Source organism: Lentzea rhizosphaerae, assembly GCF_042649515.1.
Lineage (GTDB): Bacteria > Actinomycetota > Actinomycetes > Mycobacteriales > Pseudonocardiaceae > Lentzea > Lentzea aerocolonigenes.
The window spans coordinates 19,443-43,504 of sequence record NZ_JBHRZI010000011.1 but is presented as its reverse complement, the minus strand read 5'-3'; the positions used below and the strand labels follow the sequence as shown (position 1 = coordinate 43,504).

Below are 24,062 nucleotides of genomic sequence, written 5' to 3'. Positions count from 1 at the left end.
GAAAAGCACGTTCGGGCCGATAGATGGCCCGAACGTGCTTTTCGCGCCAATCACGCATTGCCGGCGGGCTGCCAGAGCACGTCACCGTCCGGGTTCGCCACGCGGGCCAGGATGAACAGCAGGTCGGACAGCCTGTTCAGGTACTTCGCCGTGAGCACGTTCGTCTGCTCCGGCTCCACCTCGATGAGCGCCCACGCACGCCGTTCCGCGCGCCGTGCGATCGTGCGCGCCTGGTGCAGCAGAGCCGCGCCGGGCGTGCCGCCGTTGAGGATGAACGAGTCGAGCTTGCCGAGCCGCTCGTTGAACGTGTCGCAGTACCCCTCCAGGCGGTCCACGTACGCCTGGGTCACGCGCAGCGGCGGGTACTTCGGGTCCGGCACGATCGGCGTGCAGAGGTCCGCTCCGACGTCGAAGAGGTCGTTCTGCACTTTGCGCACGACCTCGTGGACGTCCTCGGCCAGCTGACCCAGCGCGAGGGCCACGCCCAGCGACGCGTTGGTCTCGTCGACGTCCGCGTACGCCTCGATGCGCGGGTCGGTCTTGGGAACGCGGGAGAAGTCGCCGAGGCCGGTCGTGCCGTCGTCGCCGACCCGCGTGTAGATCTTGGTGAGATGCACCGCCATACCGGCACTTTAAAGCCGTACGTAGGATTGCCGCGTGAGCGAGCATTTCCGGGTACACGGCGGCGCGCGTCTGGTCGGCGAAGTTGATGTCGTCGGCGCCAAGAACAGCGTCCTGAAGCTGATGGCGGCGGCTCTCCTGGCCGAGGGCACCACAACCATCACCAACTGCCCGGACATCCTCGACGTGCCGCTGATGGGCGACGCGCTGCGGAGCCTCGGGTGCGAGGTCGAGCTCGACGGTGACGTGGCGAGGATCACCACTCCTAAGGAGCTCAGCTACCACGCCGACTCCGAGGCCATGGGCAAGCTGCGCGCCAGCATCTGCGTGCTGGGGCCGCTGGTCGGTCGGTGCAAGCGCGCGGTCGTGGCGCTGCCGGGTGGTGACGCGATCGGGTCGCGGCCGCTCGACATGCACCAGAGCGGGCTGGAGAAGCTCGGCGCCAAGACCTGGATCGAGCACGGCTGCATCGTCGCCGAGGCCGAGGGCCTGCACGGCACGCAGATCTGGCTCGACTTCCCCAGCATGGGCGCGACCGAGAACATCCTGATGGCGGCCGTGCTGGCCAACGGCACGACGGTCATCGACAACGCCGCGCGCGAGCCGGAGATCGTCGACCTCTGCCTGATGCTCACGCAGATGGGCGCGAAGGTCGAGGGCGCCGGCACGTCTACGCTGACCGTTCACGGCGTCACCGAGCTCAAGCCGACCGAGCACCGGGTCATCGGCGACCGGATCGTTGGCGCCACCTGGGGTTTCGCCGCCGCCATGACGCGGGGCGACGTGCGGGTGCGCGGCGTCAACCCGCACCACCTCGACCTGGTGCTGGAGAAGCTGCGCATGGCGGGCGCCGAGGTCACCGTCTACGAGGGCGAGGACGAAGGCTTCCGCGTCGTCATGGAGGGCAGGCCCAAGGCCGTCGACTTCGTGACGCTGCCGTACCCCGGGTTCGCCACGGACAACCAGCCGTTCGCGATCGCGCTGTCCACAGTCTCCGAGGGCACGTCGATGATCACCGAGAACCTGTTCGAGTCCCGGTTCCGGTTCATCGACGAGATGATCAGGCTCGGGGCCGACGCGCGCACGGACGGCCACCACGCCGTGATCCGCGGCATCGAGAAGCTGTCCAGCGCGCCGGTGTGGGCGTCGGACATCCGTGCCGGTGCGGGACTCGTGCTCGCCGGCCTGTGCGCCGACGGGGCCACCGAGGTCTACGAGATCTTCCACATCGAGCGCGGCTACCCCGGCTTCGTGGAGAACCTCCGCAAGCTCGGCGCCGACGTGGAACGCGTCAGTGTTTGATCGCGCTCGCCCGCTCGCGCGGTGAGATTCGCCAGGAAGTCGGTCGTCCGGCCGCCGCTTTCCGCCGAATCGCCTTCGGCGGTTGACAGAAAGAGGCAACCGGACGACCGACGCGAACTCACGTCCTGAGCACCAGCCGCGCGTTCGCGACGTCCGCCGGCCACACCATCACCCGGTAGGGCGCGTTTCGCGAACGCGTGGCACGCACCCCGTTCGCCTTGAGCTTCTGCACGAGCACGTTCGCGGCCTCCTCGGTGGGCACGAGCGCGACCTCGCTCAGCAACCCGAAGTCCGTGCCGTCCAGATCCGGTACGGGCCGTTTGTCGTTGCCCACGAAGTACCGCAACGCCAGAGCCAGCAGGCCGATCACCCCGAACACGACCACTGTCTGGTAAATCGCCGTCACTCCTCCATCATGCTCTTGCGGTCACGATTCAGTGAGCAATCGCACGCGCAGCAACAGTTACTGGCCAGTACGCTCCGGGGAACGACGATGTGGGAGGTTGCTGTGCCGTACCCAGCTGACCGCGAACGCGACCGCCCCTGGGTGATGCGCACGTACGCGGGTCACTCCTCGGCAGCGGCGTCCAACGCGCTCTACCGCCGGAACCTCGCCAAGGGGCAGACCGGCCTGTCCGTCGCGTTCGACCTGCCGACGCAGACCGGCTACGACCCCGACGACGAGCTCGCGAAGGGCGAGGTCGGCAAGGTCGGTGTGCCGATCAGCCACATCGGCGACATGCGGCAGCTCTTCGACCAGATCCCGCTCGGCGGCGCCAACACGTCGATGACGATCAACGCGACGGCCATGTGGCTGCTCGCGCTCTACGTCACCGTGGCAGAGGAGCAGGGCGCGGACCCGTCGGCGCTCGCCGGCACGACGCAGAACGACATCATCAAGGAGTACCTGTCCCGCGGCACGTACGTGTTCCCGCCGGGACCGTCGCTGCGGCTGATCACCGACATGGTCGCGTGGACCGTGTCGAACGTGCCGAAGTGGAACCCGATCAACATCTGCAGCTACCACCTCCAGGAGGTCGGCGCGACGCCGGCGCAGGAGGTCGCGTACGCGATGTGCACCGCGATCGCTGTTCTGGACTCGGTGCGCGACTCCGGTCAGGTGCCGCAGGAGAAGTTCGGTGACGTTGTCGCCCGCATCTCCTTCTTCGTGAACGCCGGTGTGCGGTTCATCGAGGAGATGTGCAAGATGCGTGCGTTCGCCCAGCTGTGGGACGAGATCACGCGCGAGCGATACGGCGTCGAGAACCCGAAGCACCGCCGGTTCCGCTACGGCGTGCAGGTCAACTCTCTGGGGCTGACGGAAGCACAGCCGGAGAACAACGTTCAGCGCATCGTGCTGGAAATGCTCGCGGTGTCGTTGTCCCGAAACGCCCGTGCGCGCGCGATCCAGCTGCCGGCGTGGAACGAGGCGCTCGGCCTGCCACGCCCGTGGGACCAGCAGTGGGCGTTGCGCATGCAGCAGGTGCTCGCGTACGAGACGGATCTTCTCGAGTACGACGACATCTTCGACGGCTCGCCGGTCATCGAGGCGAAGGTCGACGAGATCCTCGCCGGTGCGCGCGAGGAGATCGACCGTGTGCAGGCGATGGGCGGTGCCGTCGCGGCCGTCGAGTCCGGCTACATGAAGTCGCAGCTGGTTTCCTCGCTCGCCGACCGGCGCCGTCGCGTCGAGTCCGGTGAGGAGATCGTGGTCGGTGTCAACAAGTTCGACACCACCGAGCCGTCACCGTTGCAGGCGGAGGGCGCGAACGCGATCGAGACCATCGACCCGATCGTCGAGATGCACGCGGTCGAGGCGATCCAGCAGTGGCGTGCCAACCGCGACAACACCGCCGTGACCGAGGCTCTGGACGCGCTGCGCGAGGCCGCGAAGACCGACCAGAACCTCGTCGAGGTGACGCTGGCGTGTGCGCGCGCAGGCGTGACGACCGGTGAGTGGTCGCAGGCGTTGCGTGAGACGTTCGGCGAATACCGTGCGCCGACGGGTGTTTCCGGCGCTTCGGCGTCGGGCGAGGCCGGTTCGGAGATCGCGCGCGTGCGCGACCGGGTCCGTGCGACCGGCGAGGAGATCGGCGAGCGGCTGCGCATGCTGGTCGGCAAGCCGGGGCTCGACGGCCACTCCAACGGCGCCGAGCAGGTCGCCGTGCGTGCTCGCGACGTCGGTTTCGAGGTCGTCTACCAGGGCATTCGCCTCACGCCGTCGCAGATCGTGGCCGCTGCCGTGCAGGAGGACGTGCACGTCGTCGGCCTCTCGATCCTGTCCGGCTCGCACCTGGAGGTCGTGCCGGCGGTGGTTGACGGACTGCGCGCGGCCGGTGCCGGGGACATCCCGGTGATCGTCGGCGGCATCATCCCGCCGGACGACGCGGCGAAGCTGCGCGACCGGGGCGTGGCGCGGGTCTTCACGCCGAAGGACTACGAGCTGACCGAGATCATGGACGAGATCGTCACCGTGATCCGTGAGGTGCGTTCTCTGCCGTAGAGGCCTAGATTCGCGGCATGGTCGACGTTGCGCGCGAGGGCTCGGTAGTCCGGATCACGATGAACCGTGCGGCGAAGCGCAATGCGTTGTCCGCCGAGCACCTCACGGAGTTGCTGGAGGCGTTCCGCGAGGCGGGTACCTCGGACGCGGCGGGCATCGTGCTCGCCGCCGAGGGGCCGGTTTTCAGCGCGGGCCACGACTTCGCGGACGTGCACGCCCGTGACAGGGAAGGCGTGCGGCTGTTGCTGGAACTGTGCACGATGCTGATGAAGACCATTCAGTCCGTACCGCAGGTCGTGATCGCGCGGGTTCAGGGGCTGGCGACGGCGGCCGGGTGCCAGCTGGTGGCGTCGTGCGACCTCGCGGTGGCGTCGCTGGACGCCGGGTTCGCGCTGCCAGGCGGGAAGGCCGGGTGGTTCTGCCACACGCCCGCGGTGCCGGTGGCGCGCGCGATCGGGCGCAAGCGGTTGATGGAGATGGCGCTCACGGGCGACGTCGTGGACGCGGCGACGGCGGTGGACTGGGGCCTGATCAACAAGGCCGTGCCCGCCGACGAACTGGACGCCGAGGTCGACGCGTTGCTGGCACGGGCGACGCGCGGCAGCCGGGCGTCCAAGGCGGCGGGCAAGCTGGCCGTCTACGCGCAGCTGGACCGGCCTGAGGCCGAGGCGTACGAGATCGCACTGGCCGTCATGGCCGAGACTTCGCAGTCCCCGTCAGCCAAAGAGGGGCGGGCGTCGTTCCTGGAGAAGCGGCCGCCCGTGTGGCCCGACTAGTCGCGAGGAGCTTCAGCGCGTCCGCGTTCGGGCCCGGTTCGGCCTGGTAGATCACCAGGAACTGACCGGGCGCCTCCCGCACGTCGAACGAGTGGTAGTCGAGCTTGAGCGGGCCGACCGCGGGATGCACGAACTCCTTGGCGTCCTGGGTCTTCCCACGCACCTCGTGCTGTTCCCAGAGCTCCTTGAACACGGGGTGCTGGTTGAGCTCGGTCACCATCTGCTTGAGGCGTTGCGACTTCGGGTCCGCGGTTCCCCTCAGATGCGCGACGGTGCTCTGCGCGACCCACTTCCAGCGCGGGTAGAAGCTCGTGGCGGCCGGGTCGAGGAACGTCATCCTGGCCGCGTTGTCGGCGGGCGTGAACGGCTCGTAGAGGGCCTCTGCCAGCGCGTTCATGGCGAGGATGTCGAGCAGGGAGTTCATCACGAACGCCGGCATGTCGTGCATGCCGCTGATGAGCCGCAGCAGCTCCGGGCTGACTTTGTCGGGCGCGTGACCTTCCTCCGCGACAACTCCCGCGAGCCGGTGCAGGTGGGCTCGCGCATCGGAGTCGAGCCGGAGCGCACGGCTGAGGGCGTCGAGGACCTGCGCCGACGGGTTGGTCTCGCGGCCCTGTTCGAGGCGGGCGTAGTAGTCGGCGCTCACGCCGGCCAGGACCGCGACCTCTTCCCTGCGCAGGCCCTTGACCTTGCGCTGGGTGTGGCTGGGCAGGCCCGCGTCCTGGGGGTTGACGCGGGCGCGGTGGGCTTTCAGGAACTCGCCGAGCACGCCTTCGAGGTTATGCGTTCGTTCTGTGCTCTGCATGGGTGTGGCACACCTAGGGAGAAGGTGCCCTGGTTGGCGGTGGTTCTGCTGACGATCGTTGTGGCCATGAGCAAAGTTGTTTTGATCAGTGGAGCTTCCAGCGGTATCGGTGAGGCGACGGCCCGTGTGCTGGCCGCCGCCGGGCACCAGGTGTTCCTCGGGGCGCGCCGGGAGGACCGGCTGGCAGCGCTGGCGGACGAGATCGGCGGTGCGTACGCGCCGTTGGACGTGACCTCGCGTGAGTCGTTCCGATCCTTTGTGGACGCTGCGGTCGAGCGGTACGGACGTGTCGACGTGCTGGTGAACAACGCGGGCGTGATGCCGTTGTCCCTCATGAGTTCTCTGAAGCTCGACGAGTGGGACCGCATGGTGGACGTGAACATCAAGGGCGTGCTGAACGGCATCGGCGCGGTGCTGCCCAGGTTCACCGACGGCGGGCACGTCGTGAACGTCGCGTCGATCGCCGCGCACATGGTCATGCCCACGGCCGCCGTGTACTGCGCGACGAAGTACGCGGTGTGGGCGCTGTCCGAAGGGTTGCGGCAGGAGAGCGAGAACCTGCGCGTCACCGTGATCTCGCCCGGTGTCACGGAGTCCGAGCTGGCGGACACCATCACCGAGGAGTTCTCGGCGTCGATGATGGAGGACTTCCGCAAGGTCGCGATCCCCGCGTCGGCTATCGGTGACGCCATCGCGTACGCGATCTCGCAGCCCGAATCCGTCGACGTCAACGAGATCGTGGTCCGGCCGGTGGCACAGCGTTAGGCCCCGGTCGTCGAGCCCGGCCTGAGGATCATCAGCACGGTCACCGTCGCCCACAGCAGGTTGAAGACGCCCGTGTACATGGCCAGGTGCTTGACGTCCTTGGTCCGCAACGCCTTCTCCTGACCGGGGATGACCTTGAGGGCCAGCACGAACGCGGCGGCGGTGGTGAGCGCGATCGACACGATCACCCACGGGTGACTGGTCACGCCCATCACGCCGGCCGTCGCGAACCCGAAGACCGGCACGGAGATGCCGACCAGGGCGTAGACGCGGCAGATCCGGTGCAGGAGCTCGGGGTTGCCGTCGTTCGTGACGGCTTTCGGGAACGCGCTCGCGGCGACCGTCACCGGGCCGATGGCGATGATGGCGGCGAGGACGTGCAGCGACAGGAAGAGCTTGCTCACGATCAAGACGGTAGGAGTGCTCGCGCCGGTGGAGAACTGGCTGGAATGCCATGTTCCAACGGATTCTCGCCAGCTACTGTGGTGGACGTGCACGAGGTGGCAGTGGTAGCGATGGACAGCGTCGTCCCGTTCGACTTCGCGACGCCGGTGGACGCGTTCAACTGGACCGGCCGGTACCGGGTGCGGGTCTGCGGTCCGAAGAGGACGGTGGACGCGGGCGCGTTCGAGCTGAAAGTGCCGCACGGCCTGGGTTTGCTCGCCGAGGTGGACACGATCGTGCTGCCCGGCCACGACCCGGCCCTGGTGATTCCCAAGCCGTTGATCGAGGCGCTCCGGCAGGCTGCTGCTCGGGGAACGCGGATCGCGTCGATCTGCTCGGGCGCGTTCGTGTTCGCGGCCACCGGGTTGCTGGACGGGTTGCGGGTGACCACGCACTGGCTCGCGGCAGAGGAGCTGGCGGCACGGTTCCCCGCCCTGGAGGTCGACCCGGACGTGCTCTACGTCGACAACGGCCAGTTCCTGACGTCCGCAGGTGCCGCGGCGGGCCTCGACCTGTGCCTGCACATGATCCGACGTGATCACGGTTCCGCGGTGGCGGCCGATGCGGCACGGTTCGCCGTGATGCCCCTCGAGAGAGAAGGAGGACAAGCGCAGTTCATCGTCACACCACCCGTTGCGCCGCAAGGTTCTCAGCTCGAACCCCTGCTGCGGTGGATGGAGGCCAACGCCGTGCGCGACCTGACGCTGGACGACTTGGCGAAGCACGCGGGCATGAGCACGCGGACGTTGAACCGGCGGTTCCGCGAGCAGACCGGCACGACGCCGTTGCAGTGGCTGCACCGGGCGCGGGTCCGTCAGGCCCAGCACCTGCTGGAGACGACGAGGGATCCGGTCGATCTGATCGCGAGCCGGGTGGGCTTCGGCTCGGCGACGGCGTTCCGCGACAGGTTCAAGCGGATCGCCGGTACCTCACCGCACGCCTACCGGGCGGCGTTTCAGGGCTGGGAGTGCTCGTGCAGGAGCAGGAGCGTGTAGGCGGCGATCGACTGGGCGTCGGTGATCTCGCCCTTCGAGATCATCGTCTCGAAGTCGGCGCGGGGGAACCACGCCGAGCGCATGTCCTGCTCCTCGTGTTCCCGCTCGTGGAAGCCCTCGGTGAGCTGGGTGGCGAGGAACACGCGCCCGCGTTGCGACGACATGCCCGGCGCGACGTCGAGCACACCGAGCTCGATCATCTTGCCGGCCCGCAGCCCCGTCTCCTCGCGGAGCTCGCGCGTGGCCAGCTCCAGCGGGTCGGCGTCGACGCGGTCGGGCGCGGTGCCCTGGGGAAACTCCCAGCGCCGCAACCCGAGCGGGTACCGGAACTGCTCGACGAGCCGCACGCGCTCGCCGTCGAGCGGGATGACCAGCGCGAAGTCGGGCTTGTCGACCACGCCGTAAATGCCGCTCGAACCGTCCGCGCGCCGGATCTCGTCCTCGCGGACGGTCATCCACGGGTTTGCGTACACCTGACGGGTGCCGAGGCTTTCCACGGCACGGACCGTACCTAACGTCCGGATTCTGGACACACCCCGTAGCCTGTCGCGGTGCGTCTCGTCATCGCTCGCTGCCAGGTCGACTACGTAGGACGACTCACGGCCCATCTGCCCATGGCTCAGCGCTTGCTGCTGATCAAGGCCGACGGCTCGGTGTCGATCCACTCCGACGACCGCGCGTACAAGCCGTTGAACTGGATGAGCCCGCCCTGCTGGCTGATCGAGGACCCGGACATCTGGACCGTGCAGAACAAGGCGGGGGAGAAGCTGATCATCACCCTCGAAGAGGTGCTGCACGACTCCAAGCACGAGCTCGGCCCGGAGCCCGGCCTGCAGAAGGACGGCGTGGAAGCCGACCTGCAGAAGCTCCTCGCCGAACACGTCACGACCCTGGGCGACGGCTGGACGCTGGTGCGCCGCGAGTTCCCGACCGCCATCGGCCCGGTGGACCTGATGTGCCGCGACGCCGCCGGCGGGTCCGTCGCGGTGGAGATCAAGCGCCGCGGCGAGATCGACGGCGTGGAGCAGCTGACCCGATACCTCGAACTGCTGAACCGGGACCCGTTGCTGGCGCCGGTGCAGGGCGTGTTCGCGGCGCAGCAGATCAAGCCGCAGGCGCGGACGTTGGCCGAGGACCGCGGGATCCGGTGCGTGGTGCTGGACTACGACGCGTTGCGCGGGATCGAGCCGGACGAGTTCCGCCTGTTCTGATAGGCCACCATCAGCGTGCAGGTCCACGGGTCGAGCCGGTTGTGGTCGAGATCCCGCAACCGGTGGACCGCGTTGTTCACGTCGCCCGCGTCGGCCATCGCGCCGACCTCGTCCCGCACGGCCTGCGGCAGCGCTTCCCAGTCCGGCCGCGAGCGGCAGATGTCGCAGACGTCGACCTTCTTGATGCTCCCGCCACCGCTCACCACCGTGCGGCACAACGGGCACACCCAGATCACCCGCTTCTGATCAGCCACCCGGTCTGTGTTGGCATCCCCTGCATCCGGCGCATCCGATTTCCGATGAGCGCCCCACATCACACCGTGGTTTGGTGATCACGCACACGGGGTAAGACCCCACGCACCTGGAGTAACGTTCCCTCCTGGTCGGTGATGTTCGACTTTGTGGAAGTCTGGGAGGTGGGTGGTGTCGGTGTTGGCCGAGGCGGACCTGCGGCTCGACGCGGGACCGATCGACTACGCGTTGCTCGTCATCTACTTCGTGGTGGTGCTCGGCATCGGCGTGATGGCGCGACGATCCGTCTCCTCCAGCCTCGACTTCCTGCTGTCCGGGCGGTCGCTGCCGGCGTGGGTCACCGGACTCGCGTTCATCAGCGCGAACCTCGGTGCGCTCGAGCTCATGGGCATGACGGCCAACGGTGCGCAGTACGGCATGGCGACGGTGCACTACTACTGGATCGGCGCCATCCCCGCGATGGTGTTCCTCGGTCTCGTGATGATGCCGTTCTATTACGGCTCCAAGGTGCGCAGCGTTCCCGAGTTCATGCGCCGGCGGTTCGGCAAGCCTGCTCACCTGGTCAACGCCATCAGCTTCGCCGTCGCGCAGATCCTGATCGCCGGGATCAACCTGTTCGCGCTCGCGGTGATCATCGACGCGCTGCTCGGGTGGCCGTTGCCGGTGTCGATCTGCGTTGCGGCGCTGGTGGTGCTCGCGTACACGACGTTGGGCGGCCTGAGTGCCGCCATCTACAACGAGGTGCTGCAGTTCTTCGTCATCGTGGCCGCGCTGGCGCCGCTCACGATCGTCGGGCTGATCAAGGTCGGCGGCTGGCAGGGGCTGGTCGAGAAGGTCACCGACAGGGAACAGCTCAGCGCGTGGCCCGCGACAGAACTCACCGGAATCGACAATCCGGTGTGGAGTGTCATCGGGTTGGTGTTCGGTCTTGGCTTCGTGTTGTCGTTCGGGTACTGGACGACCAACTTCGCCGAGGTGCAGCGCGCGATGAGTGCGAAGTCGATGTCCGCGGCCAAGAGGACGCCCATCATCGGTGCGTACCCGAAGGCGCTCATCCCCGCGATCATCATCATCCCGGGCATCATCGCCGCGGTGATCGTGCCGGAGATGGCACAGCTCAAGTCCGGTGACACGAGCAGTGGGGTCGTCTACAACAACGTGTTGCCACTGCTGATGCGCGACCTTCTGCCCAACGGCATCCTCGGCATCGCCATCACTGGTCTGCTGGCGAGCTTCATGGCCGGTGTAGCGGCGAATGTCAGCTCGTTCAACACCGTCTTCACGTACGACCTGTGGCAGGACTACGTGAAGAAGGACCGGCCTGACGAGTACTACCTGAGGGTGGGGCGTCTGGCGACGGTCGGTGCGTGTGTGTTGGCGATCGGCACGGCGTTCATCGCGGCGGCGCTCGGCGGGTCCAACATCATGGACTACATCCAGGCGTTGTTCTCGTTCTTCAACGCGCCGTTGTTCGCGACGTTCATCGTCGGCATGTTCTGGAAGCGGATGACGCCGACGGCCGGCTGGGTCGGTCTGCTCGCGGGCACGTTCACCGCGATGTTCATCTACGCGATCTCGGAGCCGTCGTTCGGCATCAAGTGGCTGGAGCTGCCCGGTCAGGGCGCGAGCTTCCTCGGTGCGGGTCTCGCGTTCGTCGTGGACGTCGTCGTCTCGGTCGGCGTCAGCCTGGTCACCCGGCCGAAGCCGGACAGCGAGCTCGTCGGGCTGGTCTACAGCCTGACGCCCAAGAAGGACAGGTCGCACTCCACCACCGGCGAGGACGCGGGCTGGTACCGCTCGCCCGCCCTGCTCGGCGGCGGAGTGCTGGCGCTGACGACCGTTCTCTACGTCATCTTCGGCTGAGGGAGGCCGTCATGAGGTTGTTCGACCTGCGACTGATCATCGCTTTTCTCTTCGGCCTGTACGGCGTAGTACTGGTCGTCATCGGTCTCGGATTCACGTCCGACGACGACCTGAAGAAGGCCGAGGGGGTCAACATCAACCTGTGGGCCGGCGTCGCCATGGTGGTGATGGCGGCGGCGTTCGCCGCGTGGGCGACGTTGCGGCCCCAGTTCGCCAAAACGGCGACTACGACTGCGGACGACCTGGGTAAACGGGGTTGAAGGCCTCGATCGTCCACGCGTCGAGCCAGTTGAATGCGCGGCGAATTCGGTTGCGCACGTCTCTCCTTCATCTCGGGGTCTTCACCAGGTACATCGCGTTGATCTTCTGAATCGTTCCCGTAGCGCTGCGTGACATGTGCCACGGGGGAACTCGGGGTACTGCCCACGAGCGCGCACGAAGGTCGCTACCGTGCACGTCGTGCCTCGTTTTCGTGCCACCGCCGTGGTCGCCGCCGCCGCGTTGCTGATGGCCGGTTGCTCGACCGGTCCCGGTCTTGCCAAGACCAACTCGCCGCGCCGCACCGTGCAGGCGGGTGCGGACGCGAGCTCGACCGATCCGTCGGTCAAACCGTCGGCGCAACCGAACAAGCCGGTCGACCCGGCGTTCGCCTCCGAACGGCTGCGGTTGATCAACCCGTGCGCGTTGATCGAGAAGGAGCTGCTGCAGACGGTCGGCACGCCGTCGAAGTACTCGAGCAGCTCGTACACGCGCTGCTCGAACTACATGAAGGACAAGGCGGGCAAGACGCTCACCATCACGCTGGACATCGGCTACACGCTGTCGTCCAGCGAGGTGAAGAACGCGACCAAGCAGCTCGCGGGTCTGAAGAGCGGTGAGCAGAAGCTGAGCAGCTCGTGCTTCATCACCGCCGTGACGCAGGAGAACCCTGCACAGGCCGTGCGGATCCAGGTCAGCGCCGGTGAAGGCGCCGCCGACCCGTGCGAGCCGGGGCGCAAGGTGCTCGAGGGTGCGGTGCGCAAGCTCAGGGGCAACCCGCAGAAGTACAGCCCGCCCAAGGGTTCGCCGGTCGAGGTCGACCCCTGCACGATCGTGGACAAGGCGACGCTCGCGCCGGTGCTCGGTGCCTCGCCGCGGAGCACGCCCTTCGGCCTGCACCAGTGCTCGTGGAGCGGGCAGAGCGCGCAGATGCAGCTTGAGTTCAGGACGACGCGCATCCCGAAGGACGGCAAGTTCGACAGCAAGTCCGTCGAGGTGGACCTCGGCGGCGTCAAGGGCTACCAGGCGTTCAAGGACAACTCGTTCCCGACCTGCGAGTTGGTGGTGGTGCGCACGAAGGACAGCAGCGACGCCGGCGAGATCGCCGAGTTCACGGTGGCGGCCTCGAAGGAGAAGGAACTCGACCGCTGCCAGGCGGCCCAGACCTTCGCGAAGGCGGTGCTTCCCAGCCTCCCCGCTGCCTGACGGGGCCAGGCGGGGGCTGAAACTTGGTGGGCTACGCGTTAGTGTCGTAGTTACTGGCGAGTACCTGGAGGGCCCCATGACGCAGACCGCTTCGGACAGCGCGCTGTCGGCCGATGGCGAGCAGCGGCGGTTCGCATCACTGGACCCGCGCACGGGTGAGGTCGTCGCGCACCACCCGATCCACACGGCCGCCGAGGTCGAGGACGCCGTGTCGTCGGCGCGCGAGGCCGCCGCGTGGTGGGCGGGCCTGGGCTTCGAGGGCCGCAAGACCAAGCTCGACGCCTGGCGCAAGATCCTTTCGCAGCGCTCGGACGAGTTCATCGCGCTGATCAGCGCGGAGACCGGCAAGCCCGCTGACGACTCCCGCGTCGAGGTCGCGCTCGTCATGGACCACCTGCACTGGGCCGCGCGGCACGCCGGGCGCGTGCTCGGCAAGCGCCGTGTGTCCTCGGGCATGCTGATGTTCAACCACAGCGCGACGCTGGAGTACCGGCCGTTGGGCGTCATCGGCGTCATCGGGCCGTGGAACTACCCCGCGCACACGCCGATGGGTTCGATCTCGTACGCGCTGGCGGCGGGCAACGCCGTGGTGTTCAAGCCGTCCGAGTTCACGCCGGGCGTCGGCACGTTCCTCGCGTCGACGTTCACCGAGGCGGTGCCGGAGTACCCGGTGTTCCAGGTCGTCACGGGCTTCGGTGAGACGGGCGCGGCGCTGTGCGCGGCGGGTGTCGACAAGATCGCTTTCACCGGCTCCACGCGGACCGGCAAGAAGGTCATGGCCTCGGCCGCCGCGACGTTGACGCCGGTGCTGGTCGAGTGCGGTGGCAAGGACGCGCTGATCGTCGACGTTGACGCCGACCTGCACGCTGCCGCAGAGGCCGCGATCTGGGGTGCCGTGTCGAACGCGGGCCAGACGTGCGCGGGCGTGGAGCGGATCTACGTGGCGGAGGAAGTCGCCGACGAGTTCACCGAGATCGTCGTGAAGCGGGCGCGCAAGCTCAAGCCGGGTGGCGAGCCGAACGCGAACCTCGGACCGATCACGATGCCGGCGCAGGTGGAGATCATCCGCGAGCACGTGCAGGACGCGATCGACCGCGGTGGCAAGGCACTCGTCGGCGGGCCGGAGTCGATCAGACCGCCGTACGTGGAACCCGTGGTGCTGGCCGACGTTCCCGAGGACTCGCTGGCGATCACCGAGGAGACCTTCGGGCCGACCGTGGTGATCAACCGCGTGCCGAACGCGCTGGAGGGCGTGCGGCTCGCGAACCAGTCGAAGTACGGGCTGGGCGCGGCCGTCTTCTCCAAGTCGCGCGGCGAGGAGCTCGCTTCCGAGCTCCGCGTCGGCATGGTGTCGGTCAACTCGGTGCTGACCTACGCGGCGATTGCGGGGCTGCCGTTCGGTGGTGTCGGGGACTCCGGGTTCGGGCGCATCCACGGTGAGGACGGGCTGCGCGAGTTCGCCTACGCCAAGGCCGTGACGAAGCAGAAGTTCGCGTCGCTGATCGACATGGCGACGTTCGACCGGTCTTCCATGGCGGGCAAGCAGATGCTGCGCCTCGCGCGGATGCTCTTCGGACGCTGAACGATGAACGGCGCATTTGTCCACGTGAGGTGGACAAATGCGCCGTTCATCGTCAGTTGCTAGGCGCCCAGTTGCTTCTTGAGGTCGTCGAGGACCACGTTCGCGGCGAGCACGCCGAGGCCGAGGAAGTAGGTCTCGTCGAGCACGGGCTCGGCCTTGCCGGCCTTGACGGCGTTCAGGCCGGTCCACAGCGGACCGCCGACGACGGAGTCCTGCGCGGTCTTGGCCGGGTCGCCGTAGGTGGAGTAGACGATGAAGTCGGCGTCGGCCTTGCCGATCTGCTCCGCGCTCACCTCGGCGGCCAGGTCGTCCACCTGGGACGGCGTCGGCTGCGGGATCTTGGCGTCGATCAGGATCGTGCCGATGAAGGACTTCTTGGCGTACAGGCGGATCTTGCCCGGCATGAAGCGCAGCGCCGTGACGGTCGGGCGCACGCCGAGCTTCTTCTCGATGGCGGTGCCGGTCTCGGTGGCCTTGTTCGTGTAGTCCTCGAGCATCTTCGCGGCGTCGGCCTGGCGGTCGAGGGCGGCCGCGTTGAGGAGGAAGTTCTCCTTCCACACGTAGCCGGGACGCACGCTGAAGACGGTCGGCGCGATCGCGGACAGCTTCGGGTAGAGGGCTTCCGCGCGCAGCTGCGAGCCCAGGATGAGGTCGGGGTTGAGCTTGGTGATCGCCTCGAGGTTGAGGTTGTTGGTCGTGCCGACGTTCTCCGGGGTGCCGCCCTTGTCGCCGATGTAGGACGGCATGGTCGGGGAGCCGTCGGTGTAGGCGATGCCGACGGGCTTGATGCCCAGCGCGACGACGTTGTCGAGCTCGCCGGTGTCGAGCACGATCACCCGTTCGGGTTTCTTCTCGAGCTTCGTCTCGCCCATCGCGTGCTTGATCGTGCGGGGGAACTCGCCCGGCTTGGCCGTGGTGCCGAAGCCGTTGCTCAGCTGCGTGGCCTTGCCGAAGTCCGCGCCGCCCTGGGCGACCGTGGGCTTGTCCGGCGTGCTCTGGGAGCACGCGGTGAGGGTCAGGGCGACCGCGACGAGCAGCGCTGCTCTTTTCGACACGACGTGGTTCCTCCGCTACTCATCGTGATGTTGACCTGCTTTTCTTAGGGCAGGCTAACGATAGCGGGGACGTTTGCCCGTTCCGAGTGTCAGACCCCCGGAGTAAGAAGGAACACGGTCACCGCCGATCGGGAGGTCCTTCGATGAAGAAGATCATCAATGATCCGGAAACCGTGGTGCAGGACGCGCTGCGGGGCATGCAGGCTGCCCATCCCGATCTGCTCTCCGTGCACTACGACCCCGCCGTGGTGGTGCGTGCGGATGCGCCGGTGCAGGGCAAGGTCGCGATCATCTCCGGTGGAGGGTCGGGCCACGAACCGTTGCACGGAGGGTTCGTCGGCCGCGGCATGCTCGACGCGGCCTGTCCGGGCGCGGTCTTCACGTCGCCGACGCCGGACCAGGTGCTCGACGCGGTGTCCCGGTGCGACGGCGGTGCGGGCGCGTTGCTGATCGTGAAGAACTACACGGGCGACGTGCTGAACTTCGAGACGGCCGGCGAGCTGGCGGAGTCCGAGGTGCGCAGCGTCGTGATCGACGACGACGTGGCGGTGAAGGACTCGCTGTACACGGCCGGCCGTCGCGGTGTGGGCGGCACGGTGCTGCTGGAGAAGATCGTGGGCGCGGCGGCGGAACGCGGCGACGATCTCGCGGCGTGCGTGGCGCTGTCCGAGCGGGTGATCGCCTCGGTGCGGTCGATGGGTTTGGCGCTGACGTCGTGCACGGTGCCGCACGTGGGTTCGCCCTCGTTCGAGCTCGCCGACGACGAGATGGAGATCGGCATCGGCATCCACGGCGAGCCCGGCCGTCAGCGCGTGCCGGTGGGAACGGCGTCGGAGATGGTGTCGGCGCTGCTCACCCCGATCGTGGAGGACCTGCCTTTCGAGGCTGGTGACCGGGTGCTGTTGTTCACGAACTCGATGGGCGGAACCCCGTTGATCGAGCTGTACTTGGCGCACGGCATCGCCGAGCAGTTGCTGGCGGATCGGGGGATCACGGTGGAACGCAGGCTCGTCGGCCCGTACATCACGAGCCTGGAGATGCAGGGGATGAGCCTGACGTTGCTCCGGCTGGACGACGAGATGATCGAGCTGTGGGATGCACCGGTGCACACGCCCGCGCTGCGGTGGGGAGTCTGAGGTGGGGTGCACGGCAGCGGACGTCGTGGCGGCCCTGCGAGCCGCGACCGCGGTGGTGCAGGAACACCGCGACGAGCTGGTGCGCCTGGACCAGGCGATCGGCGACGCGGACCACGGCGAGAACATGAAGCGCGGCTTCACCGCGCTGCTGTCGCGTTTGGACGGTGAAGACCTCACGACTCCCGGCAAGGTGCTGAAGATGGTCGCCACCACGCTGATCTCGACGGTGGGTGGCGCGGCGGGCCCGCTGTACGGCACGGCCTTCCTGCGCGCGTCGGCCGCGGTGGGTGACGCGGCCGAGCTCGACTGCGAGGCGGTGGCCCGAGCGTTGCAGGCGGCCCTGGACGGCGTGGTGGCGCGCGGCAAGGCCGTGGTGGGCGACAAGACGATGGTGGACGCCCTGACCCCGGCGGTGGCCGCGGCCTCGTCGGTGAACGGCTCGGTGGCGGCAGTGCTGTCCGCGGCGGCGGACGCGGCAGCCGAGGGCGCCGAGTCGACCGTCCCGATGGTGGCGCGCAAGGGCCGCGCGTCGTACCTCGGCGAGCGCAGCGCCGGCCACCTCGATCCAGGCGCGAGGTCGACGGCGTTGCTGCTGCGCGCCTTCGCGGACGCAGCACGGGGCGAGGGAGCGGCGACATGACGGCAGCGCCGGAACCCGGCCGGGTGGGCCTGGTGGTCGTCTCGCACAGCGACATGCTGGCGAACGGCGTCGCCGAACTGGCCACCCAGATGGCCCCGGACGTAGCCGTGCTCCCGGTGGGCGGCACCGAGGAGGGCGGCCTCGGCACCGACTACGGCGCGGTGGTGGAGGCCCTCGCAGACGCCGACTCCGGCAACGGCGTGGTGGTCCTCTACGACCTGGGCAGCGCCAAGATGACAGCGGAGATGGCCGTGGAATCGGCGGACGACCCGTCCCGCTACGCCGTGGTGGACGCCCCACTCGTAGAGGGCGCGGTGGCCGCATCCGTAGCAGCCCAAGGCGGCGCCTCACTCTCCGACGTGGCCGCAGCAGCCGAAGGCGCCTCAGGCGAAACCCCGGCAACCACCCCCACCCGCCCCGCCCTGCACGTGGTGCCCGACGCCGTGACGGCCGAGATCCTCCTGACCAACGAGGTGGGCCTGCACGCCCGCCCAGCAGCCCTGCTGGCCCGAACCGTCGCCGAACTCGACGCCGACGTGGTGGTCCGCTACGGCGACGAGGAGGCGAACGCGGCCAGCGTCCTGGCGCTGATGGGCCTGAGCGCGCCGGGCGGCAAGTCGATCACCGTGGTGGCGACGGGGAAGGACGCGGGGGAGGCGGTGCGACGCATCGAGGAGCTGGCGGAGAGGGGGTTCGACGACTAGCACGCTGGTGACGCGGAGCCATGGCTTGGACGCTTGCCGGGGCGCGGTGGGGCGTGCAGAGACGCGCGTGTGGCTGGGCGCAGAACCGGCGGACGTTGGGAAGCCCGGGAGGTACTGGATGGCCGCAGGCCGGTAGGCCTGCGACGACAGCAGGCTCAGGTGCGGGCTGGTGTCCGTGATCGGCCTCAGGCGTTGGGGATCCGGGCACAAGCCCGTCGTGTCCGCGGACGTGGTCGTGTGTAGACGCGTCTCGCCTCTGTTGGCCCGTCCAGCCGAAGCCCCGGCACCGCCGAACCGGGTGAAGACCAGCCCGCACCCAACCCGGATGGCGCAACTCCCCGCTCCTCCACACGGGTTCATCAGGCAGAACTCCCCACAAAGGCGTTTCCTAGACCGATAACTGTTTCGATCCCGATGGCGAAGCTCACGGCCGCCCCGCACGTCAGGGGTGGCATAGTCGCCCGCAAGTTACTCCTTGGTAGCCCACGCTTTACCCCGCAGGGAGGTCTGCAGTGGCGCGCGAAATCAACACCGTCGGAGTCGTCGGCTTCGGAACCATGGGCGCGGGCATCGTCGAGGTACTCGCGCGCACCGGGCTCACGGTGAAGGTGGTGGAAGTCGACGCGGCCGGCGTCGAGCGCGGCCTCGGGCACCTCGAGCACTCGACTGCGCGGGCCGTCAAGCGCGAGAAGCTCACTGAGGACGAGAAGGCCGCCATTCACGGCCGGGTCACCACCAGCCTCGACCTGAAGAGCCTCGACGGCTGCGACCTCGTCATCGAGGCCGTGCCCGAGAACGTCGAGCTCAAGGCCAGCATTCTCAAGGAGCTCGACGGGATCCTGGCGCCTGAGGCGATCATCGCGTCCAACACGTCGTCGCTGTCGATCACCGAGATCGGCGTGCACACCCGCAGGCCCGGCAAGGTCGTCGGGATGCACTTCTTCAACCCCACTCAGGTGTTGAAGCTGGTCGAGGTCGTGCGCACGGTCGTCACGGAGCCGGACGTCATCACGGACGTGGTCGCGTTCGCCGAGCGGCTGGGCAAGTCGCCGGTCGTCATCGGGGACAGGGCGGGCTTCATCGCCAACGCGTTGTTGTTCCCGTACCTCAATCACGCGGTCAAGATGCTCGAGTCCAAGTACGCGACGCGTGAGGACCTCGATGCGGCCATGCGCTACGGCTGTGGGTATCCCATGGGGCCGTTGGCGCTGTTGGACCTCATCGGGCTCGACACCGCGTACGAAATTCTCGACACGATGTACCACCAGTCGCGCAACCGTCTGCACTCGCCGGCGCCGCTGCTCAAGCAGATGATCACGGCGGGGCTGCTCGGGCGGAAGAGCGGGCGCGGCTTCTACACCTACGACGGGCCGGATTCGCCTGTCGTCGTCAAGGACGCGCAGACGCCGTCCGAAGTGGACGGTGGTGCGCAGACCCGCGAGGTTCAGCGGGTCGGTGTCATCGGCACGGGCACCATGGCCACCGGTATCGCTGAGGTGTTCGCCAAGCGCGGGTACGACGTCGTGCTGCGGGCTCGGAGTCTGGAGAAGGCCGAGGCCGCTGTCGGTGCGGTGCGCAAGTCGCTGGACCGCGCGGTGTCGAAGGGCAAGCTCGCGGAGGCCGACCGCGACGCCGTCCTGCAGCGGATCACGCCTGCCGTGGAGTTCGTCGAGCTCGCGGACTGCGACCTGGTCGTGGAGGCCGTGGCCGAGGAGATCGGCATCAAGAAGGAGGTCTTCGCGGCGCTCGACGAGGTGTGCAAGCCCGGCGCCGTGCTCGCGACGACCACGTCCTCGTTGCCGGTCATCGAGGTCGCCGCGGCGACGAGCCGTCCGCAGGACGTCGTCGGCCTGCACTTCTTCAACCCGGCGCAGGTCATGAAGCTGGTCGAGATCGTCGAGACCATCTCCACGGGTGCCGACGTGGTCGCCACGGCCCGCAAGATCTGCCTCGACCTCGGCAAGCACCCGGTGCACTGCGGGGACGTGGCGGGCTTCATCGTGAACGCGCTGCTCTTCCCGTACCTCAACGACGCGGTGAAGATGCTGGAGGCCCACTACGCCGAGGCCGACGACATCGACAACGCCATGAAGGTCGGCTGCGGTCTGCCGATGGGGCCGTTCGCGTTGCTGGACGTCGTGGGCCTGGACGTGTCGCTGGCGATCCAGCGGACGCTCTACAACGAGTTCCGCGAGCCCGGCTTCGCGCCGGCGCCGCTGCTCGAGCACCTGGTCACCGCCGGTCGCCTCGGCCGCAAGACCGGCAAGGGATTCCGCGACTACTCGTGAGCCGCTCACAGGAGCACCATGTCGCGTCTGGCATGGTGGTGTCATGCGTCGACTGGTGCTCCTGTTGGCTGTCCTCGTGCTCGCGTCCGGCTGTGCCAGGGCGACCGTCGAGGGCAGTCCCGTCGCGCAGGCGCCGCTCGACGTGACGTCGCCGTTCGACCAGGGGAGCTCGACGGACCCCAGCACGTCCGAGGAGCCGGAGCCCTCGCCGATCGACGGCCAGGTCACGCCGGTCTGCGCCAAGCTCAAGTGGACCGACCTGCCCTACCCCGGCGCCAAGGCCGACACGCCGCCCACGCAGTACACCTACGACTCGTCGTTCGACGAGTCCTGCCGCTGGACCACGAAGATCGACGGGGTCGAGGTCGGTGTCTCGCTGCGCTACCGCGCGGGCAAGGCCATCACGATCGAACGCACCACCGGCGACTGGGACGTGAAGGGTCACAAGGTCACGTACCTCGACCGCTCGGACGAGCAGGAGGTCGAGCCGTCGTGCGTGCTCGCCCTGCCCTACGAGGGCGGTGGGCTCGGCATCATCATCATCGACTCGACCGGCAAGTTCGGCACCGTGTGCGACCAGGGGCGCAAGGTCGCCGAGGTGATGATCGAGCGGGAGAACGCCAACTAGAGCCAGGCCCTCAGCTTCTCCGGGTTCCGCACCGCCCAGATCCTGGTGATGCGGTCCTCGGTCACCTCGAACGCCGCCACGGTCACCGGCACGCCGCCGACCGTCGCGACCAGGCCCGGCGAGCCGTTGACCGTCCTGCCGAGGATCGTGAGGTCCGGCGCCACCTTCGCGATGCCGATGAGGTAGCGCGCGATCTGCTCGCCGCCTTCCACCGGCCTCAGCGCGGTGCTCGCCTGGCCGCCACCGTCGGCGACCATGACGGCGGACGGGTCCAGCAGGGCGATCAGGGCCTTGATGTCCTGGGCTTCCCAGGCCTGCCTGAAGTCCTTCACGACGTCCGCCCGTCTCGCGGGCGGCGGCTGCTCGCGCTCGGACGCCTGGACGCGCCGCCGTGCGGACGTGGCGAGCTGCCGACACGCCGCGGGGCTGCGGCCCACGATCTCCGCCACCTCCGCGAACGGGTACCGGAAGACGTCGTGCAGCACGAAGCTCACCCGTTCCGCCGGGGTCATCTGCTCCAGCACCACCAGGAACGCCATCGTGACCGACTCGTCCTGCGTCACGCGGTCCGCCGGGTCGGACGTGCCGCCCCACTCCTCGTAGTCCGGCAGCGGCTCGGGGACCCACTCGCCCACGTACCGCTCCCGCCTGACCCTGGCCGAACCCAGGACGTCCAGGCAGATGCGGCCGGCCACCCTCGTCAGCCAGGCGCCGGGAGACGCGACGGCCTCACGCTGCTCAGGGGACAGGCCGTACCAGCGCGCGAAGGTCTCCTGCAGCACGTCCTCGGCATCGGCCAGGGACCCCAGCAGGCGGTAGGCGAGGTTCAGCAGCTGCCGCCGTTCGTTCACGATCACGTGCACACCGGCGTCAGTCATGTTCCCCCCGCCTCACATTTCCGGCAGCTGCGTCGTCGGACTGTCATGAGGTTCCTGCACATCACCGTCGCGCTGCAGACCGCGGCGATCTTCGTCCAGTCGATCACCGCGGGGCTGATGATGACGCTTCCGCACGGCCACGTCCTGCACAGCGCCGGCTCGTACACGCTGTGGGTCGTCACGGTCGCCCACCTCGTCGCCGCGGTCCTCGCCTGGCGGCCGGGAGGCGGGCCACTTCGGCCCGTCTGGTTCGCGGCGGGCTTCCTGGCGCTGATCACCGCTCAGGTGTACGCCGGCGTCTTCCACCTCACGGCCCTGCACGTCCCCCTCGCGGCCGCGCTGCTCGTCGGCAGCGTGCTGTACCTGCTCAGGATCCGCAGCAGCCTCCGCCGCAGCAGCCGCCGCCACCCTGAGCGGGTTGCTGCTGTGTCCCGCTGATCCCGGCCACGGACAGCAACTTCACCGTGTCGGCGTGGCCGTCGGGACAGCTCGCCGGTGCGGACGACTCACTCATCGGGCGCTTCAGCTCGAAGGTGTCGTCACAGGTTCGGCAACGGAACTCGTAGGTCGGCACGACCCGATTCTACGAGCGGTTACCGTGTGGCCGTGCCTCGTCGTAACAGCCCCAAGCCAGAAGACCCGCGCCCACTCGGTGGCGGTGTCGGCTGGGCACGTGCGGAGTCGGGACCGGACGGCGACTGGCTGGTCCGCGCCATCTCGGGTGCGCAGGCGCAGAAGACCTACCGCTGTCCCGGTTGCGACCACGAGATCCGCCCCGGCACACCGCACGTCGTCGCGTGGCCGGCGGAGGAGACGGGCTCGGTCGAGGAACGCCGCCACTGGCACCAGGGCTGCTGGGACTCGCGCGGCCGGCGGGGACCGACCGCGCGACGCTGGTGAGCTAGACCCCCACCTGCTTGCGCCACCGTTCCAGCCGGGCGCGGAAATCCTCAGGCTGCTCGACGGGTGGCAGGTGCCCGGCGTTCTCGACGCGTTCGCTCGTCGCGTGCCGCAGCGTCACCGCGAGCTTCGCGGCCACGTCGGGTGGCGTGAGCTTGTCGTGCTCGCCGACGAGCACGAGCGAGGGCACGTCCAGCGCCTCCAGCACGTCCGCGGAGTCGGGCCGCTTCGCCATGGCGCGCTGCCACCACGCCACGTCCTCGGCCCGCTGGTCGAGGATCATGGTGCGCACCAACGCCCGTGCCGTGTCCGACGCGTCCGGGCCGAGCAGGTTCGGCAGCGTCGCCTCGACGAGCCACTCGCCGACGCCCTCGCGTTCGACCCGGTCGGCCATCGCGTGCCGGTTCGCCGCCGCTTCCGGGGCGTCCGCGGTGTGCTTGGTGTCTACGAAGATCAGGCCCTTGACGCGTTCCGGCGCTCGCCTGACCAACGCCATCGCGACGTAACCACCCATCGAGCAGCCGCCGAGCACGACGCTGTCCAGGTTCCGCTCGTCGAGCACGGCGAGGACCTGGGACGCGAGCGCGTCGAGGTCGGGCTCGCCCTGGCCGCGCAGCGACGGTGTGAGCGCGCCCGGCACGTCCCACATCCGCGCGTCGAGCGGAAAGGCGTGCAACAGCACCAGATCGTCCATCAGCTCTCCCACTCCGGCGCCAGCACCGACCACACCTCGAGGTCCTGCCGGACGTCGCGGTACGGGTGATTCGAGCGAAGTACCCCGTCCTTGGTCATTCCAAGCCTCTGAGCGACCGCGATGCTGGGCGCGTTCTTCGACGACACCCGCCACTCAACCCGATGCATCCCGCGCTCGCGAATCACCCAGTCGATGAGGATCCTGGCCGCCCGCGTGATCAATCCCCGTCCGGTGGCCGCGGGTTCCAGCCAGCACCCGACCTCGGCCATGCCCTGCGAGACGTCCATCACCCGCAGCAGCACGCCGCCGACCAGCTTGTCGTCGAGCCAGATCCCGAAGATCCGCCCGGTGTCGGCGGCCGCCTTGTCCGCGTAGCCCTGGAGGAGACGGCGCGCGCTCTCCAGGTCCTTCGCGGCGTCCGCGAACCCGATGTGCTGCCCGATGAACTCCCGGCCGCGCTCCATGTGCGCGAAGAACTCTTCTGCCTGCCAGGGTTCCAGCGGCCTGAGCTCGGCGCCTTCTGTGCCCAGCGACTTCACGAACATCCTGTTCCCCC

28 protein-coding genes are annotated in these 24,062 nt (G+C 68.5%); 17 read left to right on the top strand and 11 right to left on the bottom strand.

The window, feature by feature from the left end; genetic code table 11:
- Window positions 1–50 precede the first annotated feature (50 nt).
- Window positions 51–623: a cob(I)yrinic acid a,c-diamide adenosyltransferase gene (locus tag ACFOWZ_RS07590; protein ID WP_382370560.1), complete on the bottom strand. Its 573-nt coding sequence runs from the start codon at window positions 621–623 to the stop codon at window positions 51–53.
- Window positions 624–657: 34 nt separating this feature from the next.
- Between ACFOWZ_RS07590 and murA the strand changes: the two genes are divergently transcribed.
- Window positions 658–1,923, top strand: a complete 1,266-nt coding sequence (gene murA, locus ACFOWZ_RS07585) for a UDP-N-acetylglucosamine 1-carboxyvinyltransferase (protein WP_382370558.1) — start codon at window positions 658–660, stop codon at window positions 1,921–1,923.
- A gap of 118 nt (window positions 1,924–2,041) precedes the next feature.
- On the opposite strand, the gene ACFOWZ_RS07580 is transcribed toward murA, so the two are convergent.
- Window positions 2,042–2,329 carry a hypothetical protein gene (locus tag ACFOWZ_RS07580; RefSeq protein ID WP_382370556.1) on the bottom strand — a complete coding sequence of 96 codons (288 nt, stop codon included), beginning with the start codon at window positions 2,327–2,329 and terminating at the stop codon, window positions 2,042–2,044.
- 102 nt (window positions 2,330–2,431) lie between these two features.
- Here ACFOWZ_RS07580 and ACFOWZ_RS07575 point away from each other — a divergent pair, with 102 nt between their 5' ends.
- Both ACFOWZ_RS07575 and ACFOWZ_RS07570 read left to right on the top strand, forming a co-directional pair.
- Complete coding sequence (locus ACFOWZ_RS07575; protein ID WP_382370554.1) at window positions 2,432–4,426, top strand: protein meaA; 1,995 nt, start codon at window positions 2,432–2,434, stop codon at window positions 4,424–4,426.
- Between the two features lie 17 nt (window positions 4,427–4,443).
- On the top strand, window positions 4,444–5,202 hold the full coding sequence (locus ACFOWZ_RS07570) for an enoyl-CoA hydratase-related protein (RefSeq protein WP_382370552.1): 759 nt from the start codon (window positions 4,444–4,446) through the stop codon (window positions 5,200–5,202).
- On the opposite strand, the gene ACFOWZ_RS07565 is transcribed toward ACFOWZ_RS07570, so the two are convergent.
- Entirely contained in the window at window positions 5,117–5,971 is an 855-nt protein-coding gene (locus ACFOWZ_RS07565) for a helix-turn-helix transcriptional regulator (protein ID WP_449280276.1), read from the bottom strand. The two genes, ACFOWZ_RS07570 and ACFOWZ_RS07565, sit on opposite strands and share 86 nt — an antisense overlap.
- A gap of 102 nt (window positions 5,972–6,073) precedes the next feature.
- Between ACFOWZ_RS07565 and ACFOWZ_RS07560 the strand changes: the two genes are divergently transcribed.
- Window positions 6,074–6,772, top strand: coding sequence for an SDR family oxidoreductase (locus ACFOWZ_RS07560; protein ID WP_382370548.1), 699 nt, complete (start codon window positions 6,074–6,076; stop codon window positions 6,770–6,772).
- Here ACFOWZ_RS07560 and ACFOWZ_RS07555 read toward each other — a convergent pair.
- On the bottom strand, window positions 6,769–7,176 hold the full coding sequence (locus ACFOWZ_RS07555; RefSeq protein WP_382370546.1) for a hypothetical protein: 408 nt from the start codon (window positions 7,174–7,176) through the stop codon (window positions 6,769–6,771). The genes ACFOWZ_RS07560 and ACFOWZ_RS07555 overlap by 4 nt on opposite strands.
- 87 nt (window positions 7,177–7,263) lie before the next feature.
- Here ACFOWZ_RS07555 and ACFOWZ_RS07550 point away from each other — a divergent pair, with 87 nt between their 5' ends.
- The gene (locus ACFOWZ_RS07550; RefSeq protein WP_382370544.1) at window positions 7,264–8,211 is read left to right on the top strand and encodes a GlxA family transcriptional regulator; all 948 of its coding nucleotides are present in this window, start codon (window positions 7,264–7,266) and stop codon (window positions 8,209–8,211) included.
- On the opposite strand, the gene ACFOWZ_RS07545 is transcribed toward ACFOWZ_RS07550, so the two are convergent.
- Entirely contained in the window at window positions 8,172–8,708 is a 537-nt protein-coding gene (locus ACFOWZ_RS07545; RefSeq protein ID WP_382370542.1) for an NUDIX domain-containing protein, read from the bottom strand. The two genes, ACFOWZ_RS07550 and ACFOWZ_RS07545, sit on opposite strands and share 40 nt — an antisense overlap.
- 54 nt (window positions 8,709–8,762) lie before the next feature.
- Between ACFOWZ_RS07545 and nucS the strand changes: the two genes are divergently transcribed.
- A complete protein-coding gene (gene nucS / locus ACFOWZ_RS07540; RefSeq protein WP_030473699.1) occupies window positions 8,763–9,422 on the top strand; it encodes an endonuclease NucS in 660 nt (219 codons plus the stop codon).
- On the opposite strand, the gene ACFOWZ_RS07535 is transcribed toward nucS, so the two are convergent.
- Complete coding sequence (locus tag ACFOWZ_RS07535; protein WP_382370540.1) at window positions 9,374–9,676, bottom strand: hypothetical protein; 303 nt, start codon at window positions 9,674–9,676, stop codon at window positions 9,374–9,376. The genes nucS and ACFOWZ_RS07535 overlap by 49 nt on opposite strands.
- 169 nt (window positions 9,677–9,845) lie before the next feature.
- Here ACFOWZ_RS07535 and ACFOWZ_RS07530 point away from each other — a divergent pair, with 169 nt between their 5' ends.
- The 4 genes from ACFOWZ_RS07530 (at window position 9,846) to ACFOWZ_RS07515 (ending at window position 14,583) form a co-directional block, all read left to right on the top strand.
- On the top strand, window positions 9,846–11,537 hold the full coding sequence (locus tag ACFOWZ_RS07530; protein WP_382370538.1) for a sodium:solute symporter family protein: 1,692 nt from the start codon (window positions 9,846–9,848) through the stop codon (window positions 11,535–11,537).
- A gap of 11 nt (window positions 11,538–11,548) precedes the next feature.
- Window positions 11,549–11,797: a hypothetical protein gene (locus tag ACFOWZ_RS07525; RefSeq protein ID WP_382370536.1), complete on the top strand. Its 249-nt coding sequence runs from the start codon at window positions 11,549–11,551 to the stop codon at window positions 11,795–11,797.
- Window positions 11,798–11,996: 199 nt separating this feature from the next.
- Window positions 11,997–13,001, top strand: a complete 1,005-nt coding sequence (locus tag ACFOWZ_RS07520) for a DUF3558 family protein (protein ID WP_382370534.1) — start codon at window positions 11,997–11,999, stop codon at window positions 12,999–13,001.
- 76 nt (window positions 13,002–13,077) lie between these two features.
- Window positions 13,078–14,583 (top strand): aldehyde dehydrogenase family protein, encoded by a 1,506-nt coding sequence (locus ACFOWZ_RS07515; protein WP_382370532.1) that lies wholly within the window; start codon window positions 13,078–13,080, stop codon window positions 14,581–14,583.
- A gap of 59 nt (window positions 14,584–14,642) precedes the next feature.
- Here the strand turns inward: ACFOWZ_RS07515 and ACFOWZ_RS07510 are convergent, their stop codons facing one another.
- A complete protein-coding gene (locus ACFOWZ_RS07510; RefSeq protein ID WP_382370530.1) occupies window positions 14,643–15,638 on the bottom strand; it encodes an ABC transporter substrate-binding protein in 996 nt (331 codons plus the stop codon).
- A gap of 143 nt (window positions 15,639–15,781) precedes the next feature.
- Here ACFOWZ_RS07510 and dhaK point away from each other — a divergent pair, with 143 nt between their 5' ends.
- The 5 genes from dhaK to ACFOWZ_RS07485 all read left to right on the top strand — a co-directional run bounded on the left by dhaK (window position 15,782) and on the right by ACFOWZ_RS07485 (window position 21,034).
- Window positions 15,782–16,774, top strand: a complete 993-nt coding sequence (gene dhaK / locus ACFOWZ_RS07505) for a dihydroxyacetone kinase subunit DhaK (protein ID WP_382370528.1) — start codon at window positions 15,782–15,784, stop codon at window positions 16,772–16,774.
- A 1-nt stretch (window position 16,775) separates the two neighbouring features.
- Window positions 16,776–17,414, top strand: a complete 639-nt coding sequence (gene dhaL / locus ACFOWZ_RS07500; RefSeq protein WP_382370526.1) for a dihydroxyacetone kinase subunit DhaL — start codon at window positions 16,776–16,778, stop codon at window positions 17,412–17,414.
- Window positions 17,411–18,118 (top strand): dihydroxyacetone kinase phosphoryl donor subunit DhaM, encoded by a 708-nt coding sequence (dhaM, locus tag ACFOWZ_RS07495; RefSeq protein ID WP_382370524.1) that lies wholly within the window; start codon window positions 17,411–17,413, stop codon window positions 18,116–18,118. The genes dhaL and dhaM overlap by 4 nt, the downstream gene beginning before the upstream one ends.
- 512 nt (window positions 18,119–18,630) lie before the next feature.
- Window positions 18,631–20,406 carry a 3-hydroxyacyl-CoA dehydrogenase family protein gene (locus ACFOWZ_RS07490; protein ID WP_382370522.1) on the top strand — a complete coding sequence of 592 codons (1,776 nt, stop codon included), beginning with the start codon at window positions 18,631–18,633 and terminating at the stop codon, window positions 20,404–20,406.
- A gap of 43 nt (window positions 20,407–20,449) precedes the next feature.
- On the top strand, window positions 20,450–21,034 hold the full coding sequence (locus ACFOWZ_RS07485) for a hypothetical protein (RefSeq protein ID WP_030473687.1): 585 nt from the start codon (window positions 20,450–20,452) through the stop codon (window positions 21,032–21,034).
- On the opposite strand, the gene sigJ is transcribed toward ACFOWZ_RS07485, so the two are convergent.
- Window positions 21,031–21,912, bottom strand: a complete 882-nt coding sequence (sigJ, locus tag ACFOWZ_RS07480) for an RNA polymerase sigma factor SigJ (protein ID WP_382370520.1) — start codon at window positions 21,910–21,912, stop codon at window positions 21,031–21,033. The two genes, ACFOWZ_RS07485 and sigJ, sit on opposite strands and share 4 nt — an antisense overlap.
- A gap of 45 nt (window positions 21,913–21,957) precedes the next feature.
- On the opposite strand from sigJ, the gene ACFOWZ_RS07475 reads away from it, so the two are divergent.
- Complete coding sequence (locus ACFOWZ_RS07475; protein WP_382370518.1) at window positions 21,958–22,350, top strand: hypothetical protein; 393 nt, start codon at window positions 21,958–21,960, stop codon at window positions 22,348–22,350.
- On the opposite strand, the gene ACFOWZ_RS07470 is transcribed toward ACFOWZ_RS07475, so the two are convergent.
- Complete coding sequence (locus ACFOWZ_RS07470; protein ID WP_081902812.1) at window positions 22,280–22,486, bottom strand: FmdB family zinc ribbon protein; 207 nt, start codon at window positions 22,484–22,486, stop codon at window positions 22,280–22,282. The two genes, ACFOWZ_RS07475 and ACFOWZ_RS07470, sit on opposite strands and share 71 nt — an antisense overlap.
- A gap of 32 nt (window positions 22,487–22,518) precedes the next feature.
- On the opposite strand from ACFOWZ_RS07470, the gene ACFOWZ_RS07465 reads away from it, so the two are divergent.
- Window positions 22,519–22,812, top strand: coding sequence for a hypothetical protein (locus tag ACFOWZ_RS07465; protein ID WP_382370515.1), 294 nt, complete (start codon window positions 22,519–22,521; stop codon window positions 22,810–22,812).
- A gap of 1 nt (window position 22,813) precedes the next feature.
- On the opposite strand, the gene ACFOWZ_RS07460 is transcribed toward ACFOWZ_RS07465, so the two are convergent.
- Window positions 22,814–23,506, bottom strand: coding sequence for an alpha/beta fold hydrolase (locus ACFOWZ_RS07460; RefSeq protein ID WP_382370513.1), 693 nt, complete (start codon window positions 23,504–23,506; stop codon window positions 22,814–22,816).
- Window positions 23,506–24,045 carry a GNAT family N-acetyltransferase gene (locus tag ACFOWZ_RS07455; RefSeq protein ID WP_382370511.1) on the bottom strand — a complete coding sequence of 180 codons (540 nt, stop codon included), beginning with the start codon at window positions 24,043–24,045 and terminating at the stop codon, window positions 23,506–23,508. Before ACFOWZ_RS07455 ends, ACFOWZ_RS07460 begins: the two co-directional genes overlap by 1 nt.
- Window positions 24,046–24,062: the final 17 nt, after the last annotated feature.

What these genes read in the sequence shown, in the direction of transcription:
- ACFOWZ_RS07475 (WP_382370518.1), top strand. Translation starts at nt 21,958, where the DNA reads ATGAGGTTCCTGCACATCACCGTCGCGCTGCAGACCGCGGCGATCTTC.
- dhaK (WP_382370528.1), top strand. Translation starts at nt 15,782, where the DNA reads ATGAAGAAGATCATCAATGATCCGGAAACCGTGGTGCAGGACGCGCTG.
- ACFOWZ_RS07460 (WP_382370513.1), bottom strand. Translation starts at nt 23,506, where the DNA reads ATGGACGATCTGGTGCTGTTGCACGCCTTTCCGCTCGACGCGCGGATG.
- ACFOWZ_RS07485 (WP_030473687.1), top strand. Translation starts at nt 20,450, where the DNA reads ATGCGTCGACTGGTGCTCCTGTTGGCTGTCCTCGTGCTCGCGTCCGGC.
- ACFOWZ_RS07515 (WP_382370532.1), top strand. Translation starts at nt 13,078, where the DNA reads ATGACGCAGACCGCTTCGGACAGCGCGCTGTCGGCCGATGGCGAGCAG.
- dhaM (WP_382370524.1), top strand. Translation starts at nt 17,411, where the DNA reads ATGACGGCAGCGCCGGAACCCGGCCGGGTGGGCCTGGTGGTCGTCTCG.
- sigJ (WP_382370520.1), bottom strand. Translation starts at nt 21,912, where the DNA reads ATGACTGACGCCGGTGTGCACGTGATCGTGAACGAACGGCGGCAGCTG.
- ACFOWZ_RS07560 (WP_382370548.1), top strand. Translation starts at nt 6,074, where the DNA reads ATGAGCAAAGTTGTTTTGATCAGTGGAGCTTCCAGCGGTATCGGTGAG.
- ACFOWZ_RS07590 (WP_382370560.1), bottom strand. Translation starts at nt 623, where the DNA reads ATGGCGGTGCATCTCACCAAGATCTACACGCGGGTCGGCGACGACGGC.
- ACFOWZ_RS07570 (WP_382370552.1), top strand. Translation starts at nt 4,444, where the DNA reads ATGGTCGACGTTGCGCGCGAGGGCTCGGTAGTCCGGATCACGATGAAC.
- ACFOWZ_RS07525 (WP_382370536.1), top strand. Translation starts at nt 11,549, where the DNA reads ATGAGGTTGTTCGACCTGCGACTGATCATCGCTTTTCTCTTCGGCCTG.